The following is a 14446-nucleotide window of genomic DNA, read 5'->3' as shown; positions in this document are numbered from 1 at the left end:
CGGGCGGCGCCTGGGAGAGACTGACCGCAAGACTGTCCACGACCGGATGAGAGGCGGTGACCGCGTGAGTGCCGAGGCGACCTCCGTGGGTCTCGACGCGCGCCGTCGGCCCCGGACCCCCGACGAGACGCTGGCGCGCGCCGACGTCCTCCTCGAGGACACCCTGGTCGGCCTCGCCGACGCGCTGGCCCGGGCCTCGGCCGACGGCGACCCGTACGACCTGCGCCCCGCCGCCCCGGGTGCCCTCGCGGTCGACCTCACCGCCGAGCTCACCGAACGCTCGCGCCACCACGGCAAGCGCCTGCGCCCCCTCCTCGCGCACTGGGGCTGGGTCCTCGCCGGCGCCCCGCGCGACACCCATGACGACCTCGCGCGGGTCGCGGCGGCCCTCGAGCTGCTCCAGCTCTTCGCGCTCGTCCAGGACGACGTCATGGACCGCTCGGCCAGCCGCCGCGGCCGCCCGACCCTGCACGTCCTGGCCGCCGACCGGCACCGCGCCCTCGGGGGTGTCGGCGACCCCGAGCTCTTCGGCGACAGCGTCGCCGTGCTCGTCAGCGACCTGGCCCTCAGCGAGGCCACCCTCCTCGTCGCGCCGACCCCTCCCCCCGTGCGAGCGGCCTGGCGGCTCATGGCCGTCGAGCTCGTCGAGGGCCAGCTGCTCGACGTCACGCACACCGCCGACCGCCGCCGCGACCTCGCCACCTCGCGGCGGATCGCCCGGTTCAAGAGCGGTCGCTACACCATCTCGCGCCCCCTCCAGCTCGGCGCCCTCGTCGGCCGGGCCGACGAGTCCCTCGTCCGCCGGCTCATCGCGTGGGGCGACCTGGTCGGCGACGCCTTCGCCGTCCGTGACGACGTCCTCGGCGTGTGGGGCGACCCGGCGGAGACCGGCAAGCCCGCCGGTGACGACCTGCGCTCGGGCAAGCCCACGGCCCTCCTCGCCTGGGCCGCCGACCTCCTCCCGGACGCCGACCGCCACCTCCTCACCGCCTGCGACGCGGGCACCCTCGACGACGCGGGGGTCGACGCCCTCCAGCGCGCGATGACGGCCGCGGGGGTCCGCGAGCGCGCCGAGGCCGAGGTCACGGAGCGGGCCGAGAGGGCCCTGCGCGACCTCGACGACCTGGGCGTCGACACCGAGGCGGCCACCGCCCTGCGCGGGCTCGTGGAGTCGATCGCCTGGCGGTCCGCGTGAGGGTGGTCGTCGTCGGCGCCGGCCTCTCCGGCCTCGCCGCCGCCTGCCACCTCACCGCCGCGGGGCACGACGTCACCGTCCTCGAGCGGGAGGACGTCGTCGGCGGGCGCGCGGGCGTCCTCCACCGCGGCGGGTTCCGCTTCGACCCGGGGCCCGTCGTCATGACGATGCCCGACCTGCTCGCCGACCCCATCCGCGCCGTCGGCGGCGACCCCGGGGCCCTCGTCCCCATGCGCCGCCTCGACCCCGCCTACCGGGCCGTCTTCGCCGACGGCAGCGAGCTGCACGTGCGGGCCGAGCACGCCGACCTGCGCGAGGAGGTCCGGCGCGTCTGCGGCGAGGAGGACGCGCGTGGCCTCGACCGGTTCGTCGCGTGGCTCGAGGAGCTCCACGACACCGAGTTCGACGCGTTCATCGACCACAACTACGACTCGCCGCTCGACCTCCTCCGGTCCCCGGCCCGCGCCGCACGGCTGCTGCGGCTCGGCGGGCTGGGGGCGCTCGGCCCGGCGGTCGCCCGGTACTTCGAGGACGAGCGGCTGCACCGCGTGTTCTCCTTCCAGGCGCTGTACGCGGGCGTGGCCCCCGCGCAGGCGCGCGCGGTGTTCGCCGTCATCACCTACATGGACACCGTGCGGGGCGTCTTCCACCCCGAGGGCGGGATGCACGCGGTGCCGGTGGGGATGGCGCGCGCGCTCGCCGACGCCGGCGTCGCGATGCACCTCGGGGTCGAGGTCACCGAGGTCCTGCGGCGCTCCGACGGCGCGGTGGCCGGGGTCGCCACCGCCGGGGGCGAGCGGCTCGCGGCCGAGGCCGTCGTCTGCACCGTCGACCTGCCCGTCGCGTACGAGCGCCTGCTGCCCGGGGTCCCCGCCCCGCGCACGGTGCGCCGCGGCGCGTACTCGCCGTCCTGCGTCGTCTGGCACGTCGGGGCGTCGGGGTCACCGGCCGAGCACCTCCGGCACCACAACATCCACTTCGGTGCCGACTGGGACGGCGCGTTCGCGGCGCTCATCGACCGCGGCGAGCTGATGCCCGACCCCTCGCGCCTCGTCACCGTGCCGACCGTCTCCGACCCCACCGCCGCCCCCGCCGGGTCCTCCACCCTCTACGTCCTGGAACCGGTGCCGCACAACGGGTCCGGTATCGACTGGAGCCGCGGGGCCGGGCCGATGAGGGAGCGGCTGCACGCCTTCCTCGAGGCCGGCGGCTACCCCACCGACGTCCGCGAGGAGGTGCTCGTCACCCCCGACGACTGGGCCGCCCAGGGCCTGCACCTCGGCACGCCCTTCGCCCTCGCGCACACCTTCGGTCAGTCCGGCCCGTTCCGCCCGGCCAACGTCGACCGGCGCGTCCCGGGTCTCGTGTTCGCCGGGTCGGGGACGACGCCGGGCGTCGGCATCCCGATGGTGCTCGTCAGCGGGCGGCTCGCCGCCGAGCGCGTGCAGGAGTACGCCGGCGCCGCGGCACCGCGCCGCCCGCGGGACAGGGTGGCCCGATGACGACCGCCTCCCGTCCCGAGGTGGTCGCCGAGGGCTACGCCCGGTGCGCCGCCGTGACGCGCGAGCACGGGACGACGTACTGGTGGGGCGCCCGCCTCCTGCCGTCCGACGCGCGCCGCCACGTCCACGCCGTCTACGCGCTGGCCCGGCTGGCCGACGACATCGTCGACGACGCCGGCCCCGAGCCGGGGCCCGAGGCCGCGGCAGCGCTCGACGCCTTCGAGCAGCGCTTCCTCGAGGCGCTCGCGGCCGGCCGGTCCGACGACCCGGTGACGGCGGCGGTCGTCGAGACGGTGGTCGAGCGCGGGATCGCGCAGGAGTGCTTCACCCGCTTCTTCTCCTCGATGCGCGCCGACCTCACCGTGCGCGCGTACGAGACGTGGCACGACCTGCTCGGCTACATGGACGGCAGCGCCGCGGTCATCGGCGAGATGATGCTGCCCGTCCTCGAGCCGGTGGGCGACGCGGCCCACGCCGCGCGCTCGCTCGGCCTCGCCTTCCAGCTGACGAACTTCCTGCGCGACGTCGGCGAGGACCTCGACCGCGGCCGCGTCTACGTGCCGCAGGAGGACCTGCGGCGGTTCGGCGCGGACCCCTGGGCGCGCCGGGTCACCCCCGAGTGGCGGGCCCTCATGGCCTTCGAGGTCGAGCGCAACCGTCGCCTGTACCGCGAGGCCGATGCCGGCCTGCCGGCGCTGCCCCTCGACGCGCGGCGCTGCGTCGCCACGGCGCGGGTCCTGTACGCGCGCATCCTCGAAAGGATCGAGGTGGCCGACTACGACGTGTTCTCCTCCCGCGCAAGGGTGCCCACCCCGGCGAAGGCCGCGCTCGCCGCCCGGATGCTCACGGCGCGCGAGCCGATGCGGGTGGTCCGGGCCGACCGGGCGAGCCGCGACCCGCACGAGGGCGCCTGGGTCGCCGACGACGCGGTCGTCCTCGTCGACGACTCCGGGGCGCCGGTGGGCGAGGCGCCGAAGTCGGCGATCCACCACGACGACACCCCGTTGCACCTGGCCTTCTCCTGCTACGTCGTCGACCCCGACGGGCGGCTGCTCGTCACGACGCGCGCGGCGTCCAAGCCGAGCTTCCCGGGCGTCGTGACGAACACCGTGTGCGGGCACCCGCGGCCCGGCGAGGACCTCGCCGACGCCGTGCGCCGCCGGGCGCGCAGCGAGCTCGGGGTCGACCTCACCGAGCTGCGCCTCGTCCTCCCGCGGTTCCGGTACCGGGCCGCGATGAACGGGCTCGTGGAGCACGAGGTGTGCCCGGTGTTCGTCGGGTTCGTCGAGAACGCTTCCGTCGCACCGGATCCCGAGGAGGTCGACGCCACCGAGTGGGTCCCGTGGGCCGACTTCTCCGCCGACGTCCTCGCGGCGCGCCGCTCCGTCTCGCCCTGGGCGGCCGACCAGGTGCCGCTGCTCGCCGCGCTCGGTCCGGACCCGAGGACGTGGCCCGCGGCGTCGCGCGCCGACCTCCCGCCGGCGGCGACGCTCGGCGCCGGGGCCGGGGCGGTGTGAGCGTGGACCGCTACCAGTACCTGCTCCTCATGGCGGGGTGCCTCGTCGTCACCCTGCCGCTCGAGGTCGTCCTGCGGGCCCGGGTCTACCGGCAGCCGCGGCGCCTCGTCCTCGCCCTGCTGCCGATGCTCGTCGTGTTCCTCGCCTGGGACGTCCTCGGCATCGTGCGCGGCCACTGGTGGTACAGCGAGCGGTACACCACCGGCATCCTCCTGCCCCTCGACGTCCCGGTCGAGGAGGTCGTCTTCTTCGTCGTCGTCCCGATCTGCGCCCTCCTCACCTACGAGGCCGTCGGCACGGTGCTCGGGTGGGTCCGCGAGAGGCGTGGCGATGCCTGAGTACACGGCGCTCGCGGTGGTCTCGGTGGTGGGCGTGGTCCTCCTCGAGCTGCTCTGGCTGCGCACCGGGCTGTTCCGGCAGGCGCGCTTCTGGCTCGCGATGGCGATCGTCTACGCCTTCCACGTGCTCGTCGACGGGTGGCTGACCAAGCTCTCGGCGCCGATCGTCCTCTACGACGAGGAGCAGATCACCGGGGTGCGCATCCCGTGGGACATCCCCGTCGAGGACTACCTCTTCGGGTTCAGCATGATCGTCCTGACGCTGCTCGCGTGGCTGCGCGTGGGACGACGGGAGGAGGCGCGATGACGCGTGACGGATGGGTGCTCGCCGACGCCTTCGACCGGGCCGCCCCCACCTACGACGCGATGGTCGCGCTGTCGCCGGGGTACCACGACCAGCTCGCCACGGCGGCGACGGCGCTCGTCGACCGGCTGCCCCGGGCGGGTGCCGACGGCGGGCCGGTCACCGTCCTCGACCTCGGCTGCGGGTCGGGGGCCTCGACCCGGGCGGTCCTCGACGCCTGGGCGCGCGCCGGCCGGCGCCCGAGCGACCTGAACGTCCGTGGCGTCGACGCGTCCGAGGGGATGGTCGCGCAGGCGCGCGCGAAGGAGTGGCCCGACGCGGTCGAGCTCGTCGTCGCCGACGCGGTGCAGCACCTCGCCGGGCTCGCCGACGGCTCGGTCGACGGCGTCCTCGGCGCGTACCTGCTGCGCAACGTCCCCGACCGCGAGCGCCTCGTGCGCGAGGTGGCCCGCGTCCTGCGCCCGGGCGGGGCCTTCGTCGTCCACGACTACTCCGTCGCCGGGTCGCTGCGGGCCCGGGTGGCCTGGGCAGCGGTGTGCCACGGCGTCATCATCCCCTTGGCCGTGCTCAAGCGGTCCGACGTGCCGCTGCACCGGTACCTGTACACGAGCGTGCGGGACTTCGACTCGGTCGAGACGGTCTGCGGGCGGCTCCAGGCCGCGGGGCTCGTCGACGTCCGCCACCGGTCCTACCCCGGGTGGCAGGACGGGGTCGTCCACACCGTCGTGGGGTCGCTGCCCGATCGCGGGTCGAGGTGACGTCCGACCGGGTCCGCGTGGGTCGAGGTGTTCGGCCGGTGCGCGAGACCCGCCGAACACCTCGACCGGCGCCGCGGTACCGGCCGGGCCGCGACCGGCGGGCCGAGTTCCACCCGCCCCCCGAGCCCGCCGCCGGCACTCCACCCGACCCCGGCACGCGGCACGTCGTCGTGGTCGGGGGTGGCATCGCCGGCCTCACCGCCGCTCTCGGCCTCGCCGAGCGCGGGGTCAGGGTCACCGTCCTGGAGCGGGAGCAGCGCCTCGGCGGTCGGGTGCGGTCGTGGCCGGTCACCCTGCCCGACGGGTCCACCGGCCAGATGAGCCGCGGCTTCCACGCCTTCTTCCGCCAGTACTACAACCTGCGAGCCGTCCTGCGCCGAACCGACCCCACCCTCGACCGCCTCCGGCCGCTCGACGACTACCCGCTGGCCCGCGCCGGCGGCGGCACCGACTCCTTCGCCGGCATCCCGCGCACGCCGCCGTGGAACCTCGTCGAGTTCGTGCGGCGCAGCCCCAGCTTCGACCTGCGCGGCCTCGCGGCCGTCGACGTCGAGGCCGCACTCGGCCTCCTCGACGTCGACTTCCCCGACACCTTCGTCGCCCTCGACGGCGTCAGTGCCGCCGACCTGCTCGACCGGCTGCACTTCCCGGAGGGCGCCCGCCACCTCGCGCTCGAGGTGTTCGCCCGCAGCTTCTTCGCCGACCCCCGCGAGTTCTCCGGGGCCGAGCTGCTCGCGATGTTCCACCTCTACTTCGTCGGCTCGGCCGAGGGCCTGCTCTTCGACGTCCCGCGCGACGACTACGACTCGACGCTGTGGGCCCCGCTCGGCCGGTACCTCCATGGCCTCGGGGTCGAGGTCCACACGGGACGCGAGGTCCGCACCGTCACCGAGCGCGGGGACCGGCTCGCCCTCCTCCACGGCAGGCCGCGGTCGACGGAGCAGGAGTGGACCGAGGCCGACGGCGTCGTCCTCGCCCTCGACCCCGTCGGGCTGCGCACCGTCGTCGAGGCGTCACCGGGGCTCGGCGGTGACGCCGACGCGGGCGCGACCTGGCGCCGGCACGTGGCCGGCGTCCGCTCGGCCCCCGCCTTCGCGGTCCTGCGGCTGTGGCTCGACGGGAGGGTCGCGCAGCACCGTGCCCCCTTCCTCGGAACGAGCGGCCACGGGCCGCTCGACAACGTGTCGGTGCTCGAGCGGTTCGAGAACCACGCAGCCGAATGGGCTGCGGCACACGGTGGTTCAGTGGTCGAGCTGCATGCCTACGCGCTCCCGGAGGGCACGGACGAGGCAGCCCTCCGCACCGACCTCGTCGAGCGCCTGCACCGCCTCTACCCCGAGACGGCGGGGCTGCGCAGCGTCCACGAGGAGTGGCTCGTCGAGCGCGACTGCGTCCTCGTCGGCGTCGAGCCGTGGGCGACGAGGCCCGGGGTCGTGACGCCCGAGCCGCGCCTCGTCCTCGCCGGTGACGCCGTGCGCTGCGACCTGCCCGTCGCCCTCATGGAACGGGCCGCGACCACCGGGTGGCTCGCCGCCGACCGGCTGCTCACCGGCTGGGGCCTGCCAGGGCACGGGGTGTGGTCCGCGCCGACGAGCGGGCGGTTCGGCGCGCTGCCGGGTCTCGCCCGCCGCGGGATCGGCGCCTACCGGGCGCTGTCGGCCCGCCGCAGCGAGTAGCGCCGCGCCGCGTAGTCGAGGTCGTCGGCCCACAGCTGTCGCGCCGACGCCCTCATCCCCACCTGCACGAGCGGCGCGAGGGCGCGGGCCACCCGGAAGCCGGTGCGGTCCGACGTCGCGACGACGGCCTCGGTCATCACGGTGACCGCGGGGTGTGCGCCCGGTGCGGTGATGGGCGTCGCGTGCGTCTCGACGACGCTGCCGACCCCCTCGCCCGCGGTGATCGTCATGACGACCGTGTGCGAGTCGGGGCAGGTGAACTCGGCGGTCACCGGCACGGCGAACGTGCGTCCGAGCCGGTACGCGACGTCGAGGACGAGCCGGTCGTCGGTCGAGGCCGCGTCGTCGACGGAGAGGTCGCTGAAGGCGTAGGGGTGCAGCCACGCGCCGTGCCAGGGGTCGAGGCGGTTGGCGACGATGTCACGCGGCTCGCACACCGAGCGCAGCGAGATGACCGACGCGATGGCCTCCTCGGGCCGTGGCCGGACCGCGAGCACCGGCCGGTCGGTGGGCCGGACGCCCTCCTCGACCTCGCCGACCCGCACCCAGGCGAGGACGCCGTCGTCGTGGGCGGCGAAGGTGCGCCACAGGCCGCCGTCGCCCTCGCGCCCCAGTGGCATCCCGTGCCACCGGCACAGCACCGTGCCGTCGACGACGTCGCAGTCGGCCAGCGGCGCCCCGAGGTGCGGGCAGGCCCCGGGGCCGGCGAGGAGCGAGCCGTCCGCGTCCCGCCAGAGGACGACCTCGCGCCCGGCGACCGTCCGCAGCAGCGTGCGCCCGGCGACGACGTCGGCGGAGGCGGCAGCCACGAGCCAGCCGTGGGTCGGACGGCGCAGCGCCGCGGCGAGCGAGGCCTCGATCCGGCCGGGCTTCGCCTCGCGCCACGTGCCGCGCAGCCGGTCGGGCGGGGTCAGCGGCATCCGGCGCACGGGGACGCGGCGACGCACCTCGGCGCGCCACGAGCGGTCGGTGCGCAGCAGGCTCACCGCATCACGCTAACCCCCCGCCCGCCCCGCCCACCAGTGACCTTCGACGCCACGGGAGCGAGGATGGGGTCGTGGACCTCCTCCTCGGCTCGGTGCGGGTGGCGGCCGGCGGGCCCCTCGACGCCGACGCCGTCTGGGCGCGCTACACGAGACCCGCCGCCTGGCCGGGATGGGCGCCGCACCTGCGGTCCGTCGACTACCCCCACGACGTCGTCCGCGCCGGGACGGCCGGACGGGTCACCGGGGTGGGCGGGCTCGTCGCGGTGTTCCGCGTCGACACGGTCGACGAGGACGAGCGCACCTGGTCCTGGTCGGTGCGGTCCGGGCCGCTGCGGCTGCGGCTCGAGCACGGCGTCGAGGAGGACGGTGCCACCGGCAGCACCGCGTGGGTGCGGGTCCACGGACCGCGGCCGGTCGTCCTCGCCTACGCCCCCCTCGCGCGCTGGTCGCTGGGCCGCCTCGTCACCGCGTGATCCGGTCAGGCGTCGACCTCGACGACGATGCCTGCCCGCGGTGCGCGGTGGATGCCGACGCGTGACGTCACCGCCTCCACGAGGTCGGAGAACCGGGCCTGGAAGCCGTACTTGGCGACGACCGCGCGCCTGACCCGGGCGACACCCTCGCGGTCACGGACGACGGTCGCGCGCCCGTGGACCGTCGGCGCGTCAGGGGCGACGACGCCGCGGACGGTGCACGGGCGCAGCTCGACCCGCGCGGTGTGGGCGAGGCGCCTGGTCTTGCCGGTGCCGTCGACGGTGATGACGACGAGCCGGGCGGGGTCGTCCTCCGGCGCGGCGACCCAGACGGGGGTGCGCACGGCGGCGCCGTTACGACGGAACGTCGTGAGCTCGACGTACCGGGCGTCGGCGAGGGGGTGCCGGGCGCCCGCCGGCCGGTGTGCTGCTCGGTCGTCCATCCACGCAGCGTAGAACCGCCCGGATCGGAGCAGGTCAGGACGCCCCCCTGTGCACGATGCGCGGGATCGGGGTGCGGGCCGCTAGGGTTGACGGCAGTTGTTGAGCTTTCCGTTGTGCAGTGGTTGCAGGATCGTCCCGCCGGGGCGAGAGGCGCTTTCTGAGCAGAGGTACGTACCAGGCATCACCAACGCGGAGGCCACCGACTCGTGGTGGCGCTCCCCTCAGAAAGAAGGCCAACCATGGCTACTGGCACCGTGAAGTGGTTCAACGCCGAGAAGGGCTTCGGCTTCATCGCCCCCGACGACGGCTCCGCCGACGTCTTCGCCCACTACTCGGCGATCCAGTCGAACGGGTACCGCTCGCTCGACGAGAACGCCAAGGTCGAGTACGAGACCCAGCAGGGCCCCAAGGGCCCGCAGGCGGCGAACATCACCGTCATCGGCTGACCCTCGTCACCACCGCGCCCGTGCCGGGCGCATCCCACGACCGCCGTCCGCTCCGGGCGGCGGTCGTGTGCGTCCGGCGCCCGGCGCGGCACCCGCGGGGCGGCTAGCGTCGGGTCATGACGCCGACCATCGACCTCAACGCCGACCTCGGGGAGTCCTTCGGCACCTGGGTGCTCGGGGACGACGCGGCGATGCTCGAGGTCGTGACGAGCGCCAACGTCGCCTGCGGCTTCCACGCCGGCGACGCCACGACCATCCGGCGCACCGTCGCGCTCGCCGCCGAGCGGGGCGTGGTCGTCGGCGCGCAGGTCGGCTACCGCGACCTCGCCGGGTTCGGCCGGCGCCGCCTCGACGTCGCGCCGGCCGACCTCACCGCCGACGTGCTCTACCAGCTCGGTGCGCTCGAGGCGATGTGCCGCGTGGCCGGCACCCGGGTCGCGTACGTCAAGCCGCACGGCGCGCTCTACACGACCGCGGCGGTCGACGAGGGCCAGGCGCGCGCGGTCGTCGAGGCCGTCGCCGCCTACGACCGCACGCTGCCGCTCCTCGGCCTGCCCGGGTCGGTGCTGCTGCGCGTCGCCGACGAGGCGGGGATCCCCGCCGTCGGCGAGGCCTTCGCCGACCGCGGCTACGCCCCCGACGGCCACCTGCTGCCGCGCTCGGCAGGCGGCGCCGTCCTCCACGACCCGGAGGAGGTCGCCGCGCGGGTCGTCCGCCTCGTCACCGAGGGCACCGTGGTCGCCGCCGACGGCACCGTCGTCGAGGTGGCCGCGCGGTCGGTGTGCACGCACGGCGACACCCCCGGCGCGGTCGCCATCGCACGGGCCGTGCGCCGCGCCCTCGAGGACGCGGGCGTCGCCGTCGCCCCGTTCGTCGCCCGCCCGTGAGTGGCGCCGAGGTGGGTGGGCCCGAGGGGAGCGGCCGCGAGGCCGTGGCCGTCCTCCCGATGGGCGAGGGCGGGCTGCTCCTCGAGGTCGCCGACCTGGATGCCGTCCTCGCACTCGCCGCGACCCTCCGGCCGCTCGTCGACGCGGCGGAGGGTCCGTGGGCCGGCGTGACCGACGTCGTGCCGGCGGCGCGCACCGTCCTCCTCGTCACCCGCGACGGGGCCGACCTCCCCGCCCTGCGCTCGGCCGCCCTCACCGTCGTGAGTGCTCCGGTGGTCGACGGGACGACCACCTCAGCACGCGAGGCCGTGCGGGGGCGCTCGGGGGCCGAGGTGGAGGTCGTGGTGCGCTACGACGGCCCGGACCTCGCCGAGGTCGCCGACCTCAGCGGCCTCACGACCGACGAGGTCGTCCTCGCCCACACCCGCACCCCGTGGCGGGTCGCGTTCGGCGGCTTCGCCCCCGGGTTCGCCTACCTCGTCGGCGGCGACCCGCGCCTGCGCGTCCCCCGCCGCGACAGCCCGCGCCCGTCCGTCCCGGCCGGCTCGGTGGGCCTGGCCGGCGAGTTCTCCGGGGTCTACCCGAGGGCGTCGCCGGGCGGCTGGCAGCTCATCGGCAGCACCGACGCGGTCCTCTGGGACGAGCGCCGCGACCCGCCCGCGCTCCTCGCCCCCGGCGCGACCGTCCGTTTCGTCGCCGTCGACGGCCCCACCGACGGCGCGCCGTGACCGCGGCGCTCGAGGTCCTCGCGACCGGCCCGCTCGTCCTCGTCGAGGACGAGGGCCGCCCGGGGCACGCCGCCGTCGGGGTGGGCCGTTCCGGTGCCGCCGACCGCGGGGCGCACCGGCTCGGGGCCCGGCTCGTCGGGCACGACCCCGCCCTCGCGGGGCTCGAGGTGCTGCTCGGTGGCCTCGTGGTGCGGGCCCACGGCCGGCTGACCGTGGCGCTCACGGGGGCGCCGGCGCCCGCCACCGTCGACGGCCGACCCGTCGCGCACGCGTCGCTGCTCGACCTCCCCGACGGGGCGGTGCTCCGGCTCGGCACACCCGACCGCGGGCTGCGCACCTGCCTCGCGGTCCGCGGCGGCATCGCCGTCGACCCCGTCCTCGGCTCGCGGTCCACGGACACCCTGAGCGGCCTGGGCCCACCGCCGGTCCGTGCCGGCGACGTGCTCCCCGTCGGGGCGGCCGGCTCGCGCCTCCCCCACCTCGACCACGCCCCCCGGCGCGAGGACGCCTCCACCCCTGCGGTCCTCGACGCGACCCCCGGGCCGCGGGCGCCCTGGGTCGGCGGCGAACCCGCGCTCGGCGGCCTCATCGGTCCGGTGTGGACCGTGGGCGGCGCCAGCGACCGGATCGGCCTGCGGCTCAACGGTTCCCGCGTCGAGAGGGACGCGGCCCACCGTGAGCGCGAGCTGCCCAGCGAGGGTCTCGTCCGGGGCGCGGTGCAGGTCCCGCCCGGTGGCGAGCCGGTCGTCTTCCTCGCCGACCACCCGGTCACCGGGGGCTACCCCGTCGTCGCCGTCCTCACCCCGGACGCCGCCGACCGGGCCGCCCAGCTGCGCCCCGGCGACACCGTCCGCCTCCGGCTCGTCACGCGCGGCCGTCCCACTCGTACGTGACCTCCGGGCGCCCGATCCCGGGGTAGCGGTGGCCGCGGCGCACCCGGCCGCTCTCGACGAGGTGCTCGGCGTACCGCCGGGCCGTGACCCGGCTGACCCCGAGGACGTCGCCGAGCTCGGCCGCGGACAGCGGCTCACCGGCCTCCCGGACCGTCGCAGCGGCCCGGCCGAGCAGGTCCTCCGTCATGCCCTTCGGCACCGCCGGCGCCGTCGACGGCCGCAGCCGCGCCAGCACCGAGTCGACCTGCGCCTGGGTGTCGGCCTCCGCGGCGCCGACGAGCGTCTCGCGGTAGGCCCGGTAGGACTCGAGTCGGTCGCGCAGCGTCGGGAACACGAAGGGCTTGAGGACGTACTGGACGACACCGAGCGAGACCGCCGAGCGCACCATCTCGAGGTCGCGCTGCGAGGTGACGGCGATGACGTCGGCGGCGTGGCCGTGCCCGCGCATCGTCCGCACGACGTCGAGCCCCGGAAGGTCCGGCAGCCCCATGTCGAGCAGCACGAGGTCGACCTGCTCCCGGTCGAGGTGGCGCAGGGCCTCGCGGGCGGTGTGGGCGATGCCCGAGACGGCGAACCCGGCCACCCGTGCGACGTACGCCGCGTGCGCCTCCGCGACGACCCGGTCGTCCTCGACGACGAGGACGGCGATGGGTCCGCCCGGTGTCACCGGGCGACCTCAAGGGGGATGGTCACGGTGACCCGTCCGCCCGGCGCGGCGCCGATGTCGAGCGTGCCGCCCAGCCGGGCGACGGTGTGCCGCACGAGCGCCAGCCCGAGGCCGCGCCCTCCGGCGCCGTCACTGGGCTTGGTCGTGAACCCCCGTTCGAGGACGAGCTCGCGCAGCGCGTCGGGGATGCCCGGGCCGGTGTCGGTGACCGTGAGCTCGACCCGGTCCGCGACCGTCCGGGCGGTCAGCTCGACCCGGCGCTCGCCCTCGATCCCGGTCACGGCGTCGAGGGCGTTGTCGACGAGGTTGCCGACGACGGTGACGACGTCGCGCGGAGAGGCGGCGCCCGCGGGCCACGCCAGGCCGGGGTCGATGACGAGGTCGACGCCGCGCTCGTGCGCCTCGGCCGACTTCCCCAGCAGCAGCGCCGACAGCGTGGGGTCCTCGACCCCCGCGACGACCCGGTCGGTGAGGTGCTGCGCCCGCTCGAGCTCCTCGGTCGCGAAGGCGACCGCCCGCTCGGGGTGGCCGAGCTCGATGAGCGAGACCATCGTGTGCAGCCGGTTGCTCGACTCGTGCGCCTGCGAGCGCAGCGCCTCGGCGAGGCTGCGCGCCTGGCCGAGCTCGCCGGTCAGCTCCTCGAGGTCGGTGCGGTCGCGGATCGTCACGACCGACCCGAGGTCCTCGCCCTCGCGCTGCGCCCGCGCCTTGTTGAGGACGAGGACGCGGCGGTCGGTGACGTGGAGGTCGTCCTCGCGGGCGTCCTCGTCGGTCATCGCCTGCACGAGCGGCTCGGCGAGCCCGAGCTCGGCGACGGCCTCGCCGGCCGGGTCGGACGAGAGCCCGAGGAGGCGGCGCGCCTCGTCGTTGGCGAGCCGGACCCGCCCCTCGGGGTCGACGAGCACGAGCCCTTCGGTCACCGAGTGCAGGATCGCGTCGTGGTGGTCGTGCATCGTCTGGAGCTCGCGCGCCGAGAGCCCACGCGTCTGCCGCCGCACGCGGCGGGCGATGAGGGCCGCGCCGACGCCCCCGAGGAGGCCGGCCAGGGTGCCGGCGACGGCGAGCGGGACGAGCTCGGCCGAGAGCAGCTCGTCGACGTCGCCCTTGCTCACCCCCACCGCCACGAGCCCGACGACCCGTCCTCCGTCGAGCACCGGGACGACGGCGCGACGGCTCGGGCCGAGCGTGCCGACGTAGTCCTCGAGCACCGTCCCGCCGGCGAGGGCCTCCTCGGTGTGCCCGAGGAAGGTCTTGCCGATCTGCGCCGGGTCGGGGTGGCTGAACCGGATCCGGTCGGTGCCCATGATGACGACGAAGTCGGTCCCGGTTCGCAGCCGCACGCCCTCGGCGAGGGCCTGCAGGGCGCCGGAGGTGTCCCGGGCGCGCACCCCCGCCACGACGTCGGGCTCGGCGGCCACCGACTGCGCGACGGCGAGGACCTGCGTCGTCGCCTGCTGGGTCACCGCCCGCCGGGCCTGCACGTACGCGGCCGCCAGCCCCGCGAGGACCACGGTCGCGACGAGGGCGACGACGAGGGCCGTCGTCTGGGCCGCGACGCTGCGGCGCAGCACGGGTCAGGCCCCGGCCGGGGCGTCGCTGCCCGTGAACACTGCGTACACAACGGTGACGATA

Annotated in this window: 15 protein-coding genes and 1 pseudogene; 12 read left to right on the top strand and 4 right to left on the bottom strand. The window is 76.2% G+C overall.

Going from position 1 to position 14446, the window contains the following annotated elements; translation table 11 throughout:
* Positions 1–46 precede the first annotated feature (46 nt).
* The 7 genes and pseudogenes from ACK8HX_RS05835 to ACK8HX_RS05805 all read left to right on the top strand — a co-directional run.
* A pseudogene (locus ACK8HX_RS05835) lies at positions 47–979 on the top strand (polyprenyl synthetase family protein); the annotation flags it as partial.
* Positions 943–2697, top strand: coding sequence for a phytoene desaturase family protein (crtI, locus tag ACK8HX_RS05830; RefSeq protein WP_411939895.1), 1755 nt, complete (start codon positions 943–945; stop codon positions 2695–2697). The pseudogene ACK8HX_RS05835 and the gene crtI, both read left to right, overlap by 37 nt.
* Positions 2694–4214 (top strand): isopentenyl-diphosphate Delta-isomerase, encoded by a 1521-nt coding sequence (gene idi, locus ACK8HX_RS05825; protein WP_411939717.1) that lies wholly within the window; start codon positions 2694–2696, stop codon positions 4212–4214. Before crtI ends, idi begins: the two co-directional genes overlap by 4 nt.
* A gap of 2 nt (positions 4215–4216) precedes the next feature.
* Positions 4217–4552, top strand: coding sequence for a lycopene cyclase domain-containing protein (locus ACK8HX_RS05820; RefSeq protein WP_411939716.1), 336 nt, complete (start codon positions 4217–4219; stop codon positions 4550–4552).
* Positions 4545–4859 (top strand): lycopene cyclase domain-containing protein, encoded by a 315-nt coding sequence (locus ACK8HX_RS05815; protein ID WP_411939715.1) that lies wholly within the window; start codon positions 4545–4547, stop codon positions 4857–4859. The genes ACK8HX_RS05820 and ACK8HX_RS05815 overlap by 8 nt, the downstream gene beginning before the upstream one ends.
* A complete protein-coding gene (locus tag ACK8HX_RS05810; protein ID WP_411939714.1) occupies positions 4856–5614 on the top strand; it encodes a class I SAM-dependent methyltransferase in 759 nt (252 codons plus the stop codon). The genes ACK8HX_RS05815 and ACK8HX_RS05810 overlap by 4 nt, the downstream gene beginning before the upstream one ends.
* A gap of 38 nt (positions 5615–5652) precedes the next feature.
* The gene (locus tag ACK8HX_RS05805) at positions 5653–7290 is read left to right on the top strand and encodes an FAD-dependent oxidoreductase (protein ID WP_411939713.1); all 1638 of its coding nucleotides are present in this window, start codon (positions 5653–5655) and stop codon (positions 7288–7290) included.
* Here the strand turns inward: ACK8HX_RS05805 and ACK8HX_RS05800 are convergent.
* Complete coding sequence (locus tag ACK8HX_RS05800; RefSeq protein WP_411939712.1) at positions 7257–8276, bottom strand: DUF5914 domain-containing protein; 1020 nt, start codon at positions 8274–8276, stop codon at positions 7257–7259. The two genes, ACK8HX_RS05805 and ACK8HX_RS05800, sit on opposite strands and share 34 nt — an antisense overlap.
* A gap of 71 nt (positions 8277–8347) precedes the next feature.
* Between ACK8HX_RS05800 and ACK8HX_RS05795 the strand changes: the two genes are divergently transcribed.
* Entirely contained in the window at positions 8348–8749 is a 402-nt protein-coding gene (locus tag ACK8HX_RS05795) for an SRPBCC family protein (RefSeq protein ID WP_411939711.1), read from the top strand.
* 5 nt (positions 8750–8754) lie between these two features.
* Here the strand turns inward: ACK8HX_RS05795 and ACK8HX_RS05790 are convergent, their stop codons facing one another.
* Complete coding sequence (locus ACK8HX_RS05790) at positions 8755–9192, bottom strand: PPOX class F420-dependent oxidoreductase (RefSeq protein ID WP_411939710.1); 438 nt, start codon at positions 9190–9192, stop codon at positions 8755–8757.
* Between the two features lie 240 nt (positions 9193–9432).
* On the opposite strand from ACK8HX_RS05790, the gene ACK8HX_RS05785 reads away from it, so the two are divergent.
* The 4 genes from ACK8HX_RS05785 to ACK8HX_RS05770 all read left to right on the top strand — a co-directional run bounded on the left by ACK8HX_RS05785 (position 9433) and on the right by ACK8HX_RS05770 (position 12147).
* Entirely contained in the window at positions 9433–9639 is a 207-nt protein-coding gene (locus ACK8HX_RS05785) for a cold-shock protein (protein ID WP_411939709.1), read from the top strand.
* A 116-nt stretch (positions 9640–9755) separates the two neighbouring features.
* On the top strand, positions 9756–10526 hold the full coding sequence (locus tag ACK8HX_RS05780) for a LamB/YcsF family protein (RefSeq protein ID WP_411939708.1): 771 nt from the start codon (positions 9756–9758) through the stop codon (positions 10524–10526).
* Positions 10523–11254: a 5-oxoprolinase subunit B family protein gene (locus ACK8HX_RS05775; protein WP_411939707.1), complete on the top strand. Its 732-nt coding sequence runs from the start codon at positions 10523–10525 to the stop codon at positions 11252–11254. The genes ACK8HX_RS05780 and ACK8HX_RS05775 overlap by 4 nt, the downstream gene beginning before the upstream one ends.
* A complete protein-coding gene (locus tag ACK8HX_RS05770; RefSeq protein ID WP_411939706.1) occupies positions 11251–12147 on the top strand; it encodes a 5-oxoprolinase subunit C family protein in 897 nt (298 codons plus the stop codon). The genes ACK8HX_RS05775 and ACK8HX_RS05770 overlap by 4 nt, the downstream gene beginning before the upstream one ends.
* On the opposite strand, the gene ACK8HX_RS05765 is transcribed toward ACK8HX_RS05770, so the two are convergent.
* The gene (locus ACK8HX_RS05765; RefSeq protein WP_411939705.1) at positions 12119–12814 is read right to left on the bottom strand and encodes a response regulator; all 696 of its coding nucleotides are present in this window, start codon (positions 12812–12814) and stop codon (positions 12119–12121) included. The genes ACK8HX_RS05770 and ACK8HX_RS05765 overlap by 29 nt on opposite strands.
* A complete protein-coding gene (locus ACK8HX_RS05760; protein ID WP_411939704.1) occupies positions 12811–14385 on the bottom strand; it encodes a sensor histidine kinase in 1575 nt (524 codons plus the stop codon). The genes ACK8HX_RS05765 and ACK8HX_RS05760 overlap by 4 nt, the downstream gene beginning before the upstream one ends.
* Between the last annotated feature and the right edge of the window lie 61 nt (positions 14386–14446).

The organism is Oryzobacter faecalis (assembly GCF_046764005.1).
Classification (GTDB): Bacteria; Actinomycetota; Actinomycetes; order Actinomycetales; family Dermatophilaceae; genus Oryzobacter; species Oryzobacter faecalis.
The sequence above is the reverse complement of the archived record's forward strand: the minus strand, read 5'-3'. Positions and strand labels throughout refer to the sequence as shown.

What these genes read in the sequence shown, in the direction of transcription:
- idi (WP_411939717.1), top strand. Translation starts at nt 2,694, where the DNA reads ATGACGACCGCCTCCCGTCCCGAGGTGGTCGCCGAGGGCTACGCCCGG.
- ACK8HX_RS05815 (WP_411939715.1), top strand. Translation starts at nt 4,545, where the DNA reads ATGCCTGAGTACACGGCGCTCGCGGTGGTCTCGGTGGTGGGCGTGGTC.
- ACK8HX_RS05810 (WP_411939714.1), top strand. Translation starts at nt 4,856, where the DNA reads ATGACGCGTGACGGATGGGTGCTCGCCGACGCCTTCGACCGGGCCGCC.
- ACK8HX_RS05790 (WP_411939710.1), bottom strand. Translation starts at nt 9,192, where the DNA reads ATGGACGACCGAGCAGCACACCGGCCGGCGGGCGCCCGGCACCCCCTC.
- ACK8HX_RS05785 (WP_411939709.1), top strand. Translation starts at nt 9,433, where the DNA reads ATGGCTACTGGCACCGTGAAGTGGTTCAACGCCGAGAAGGGCTTCGGC.
- ACK8HX_RS05780 (WP_411939708.1), top strand. Translation starts at nt 9,756, where the DNA reads ATGACGCCGACCATCGACCTCAACGCCGACCTCGGGGAGTCCTTCGGC.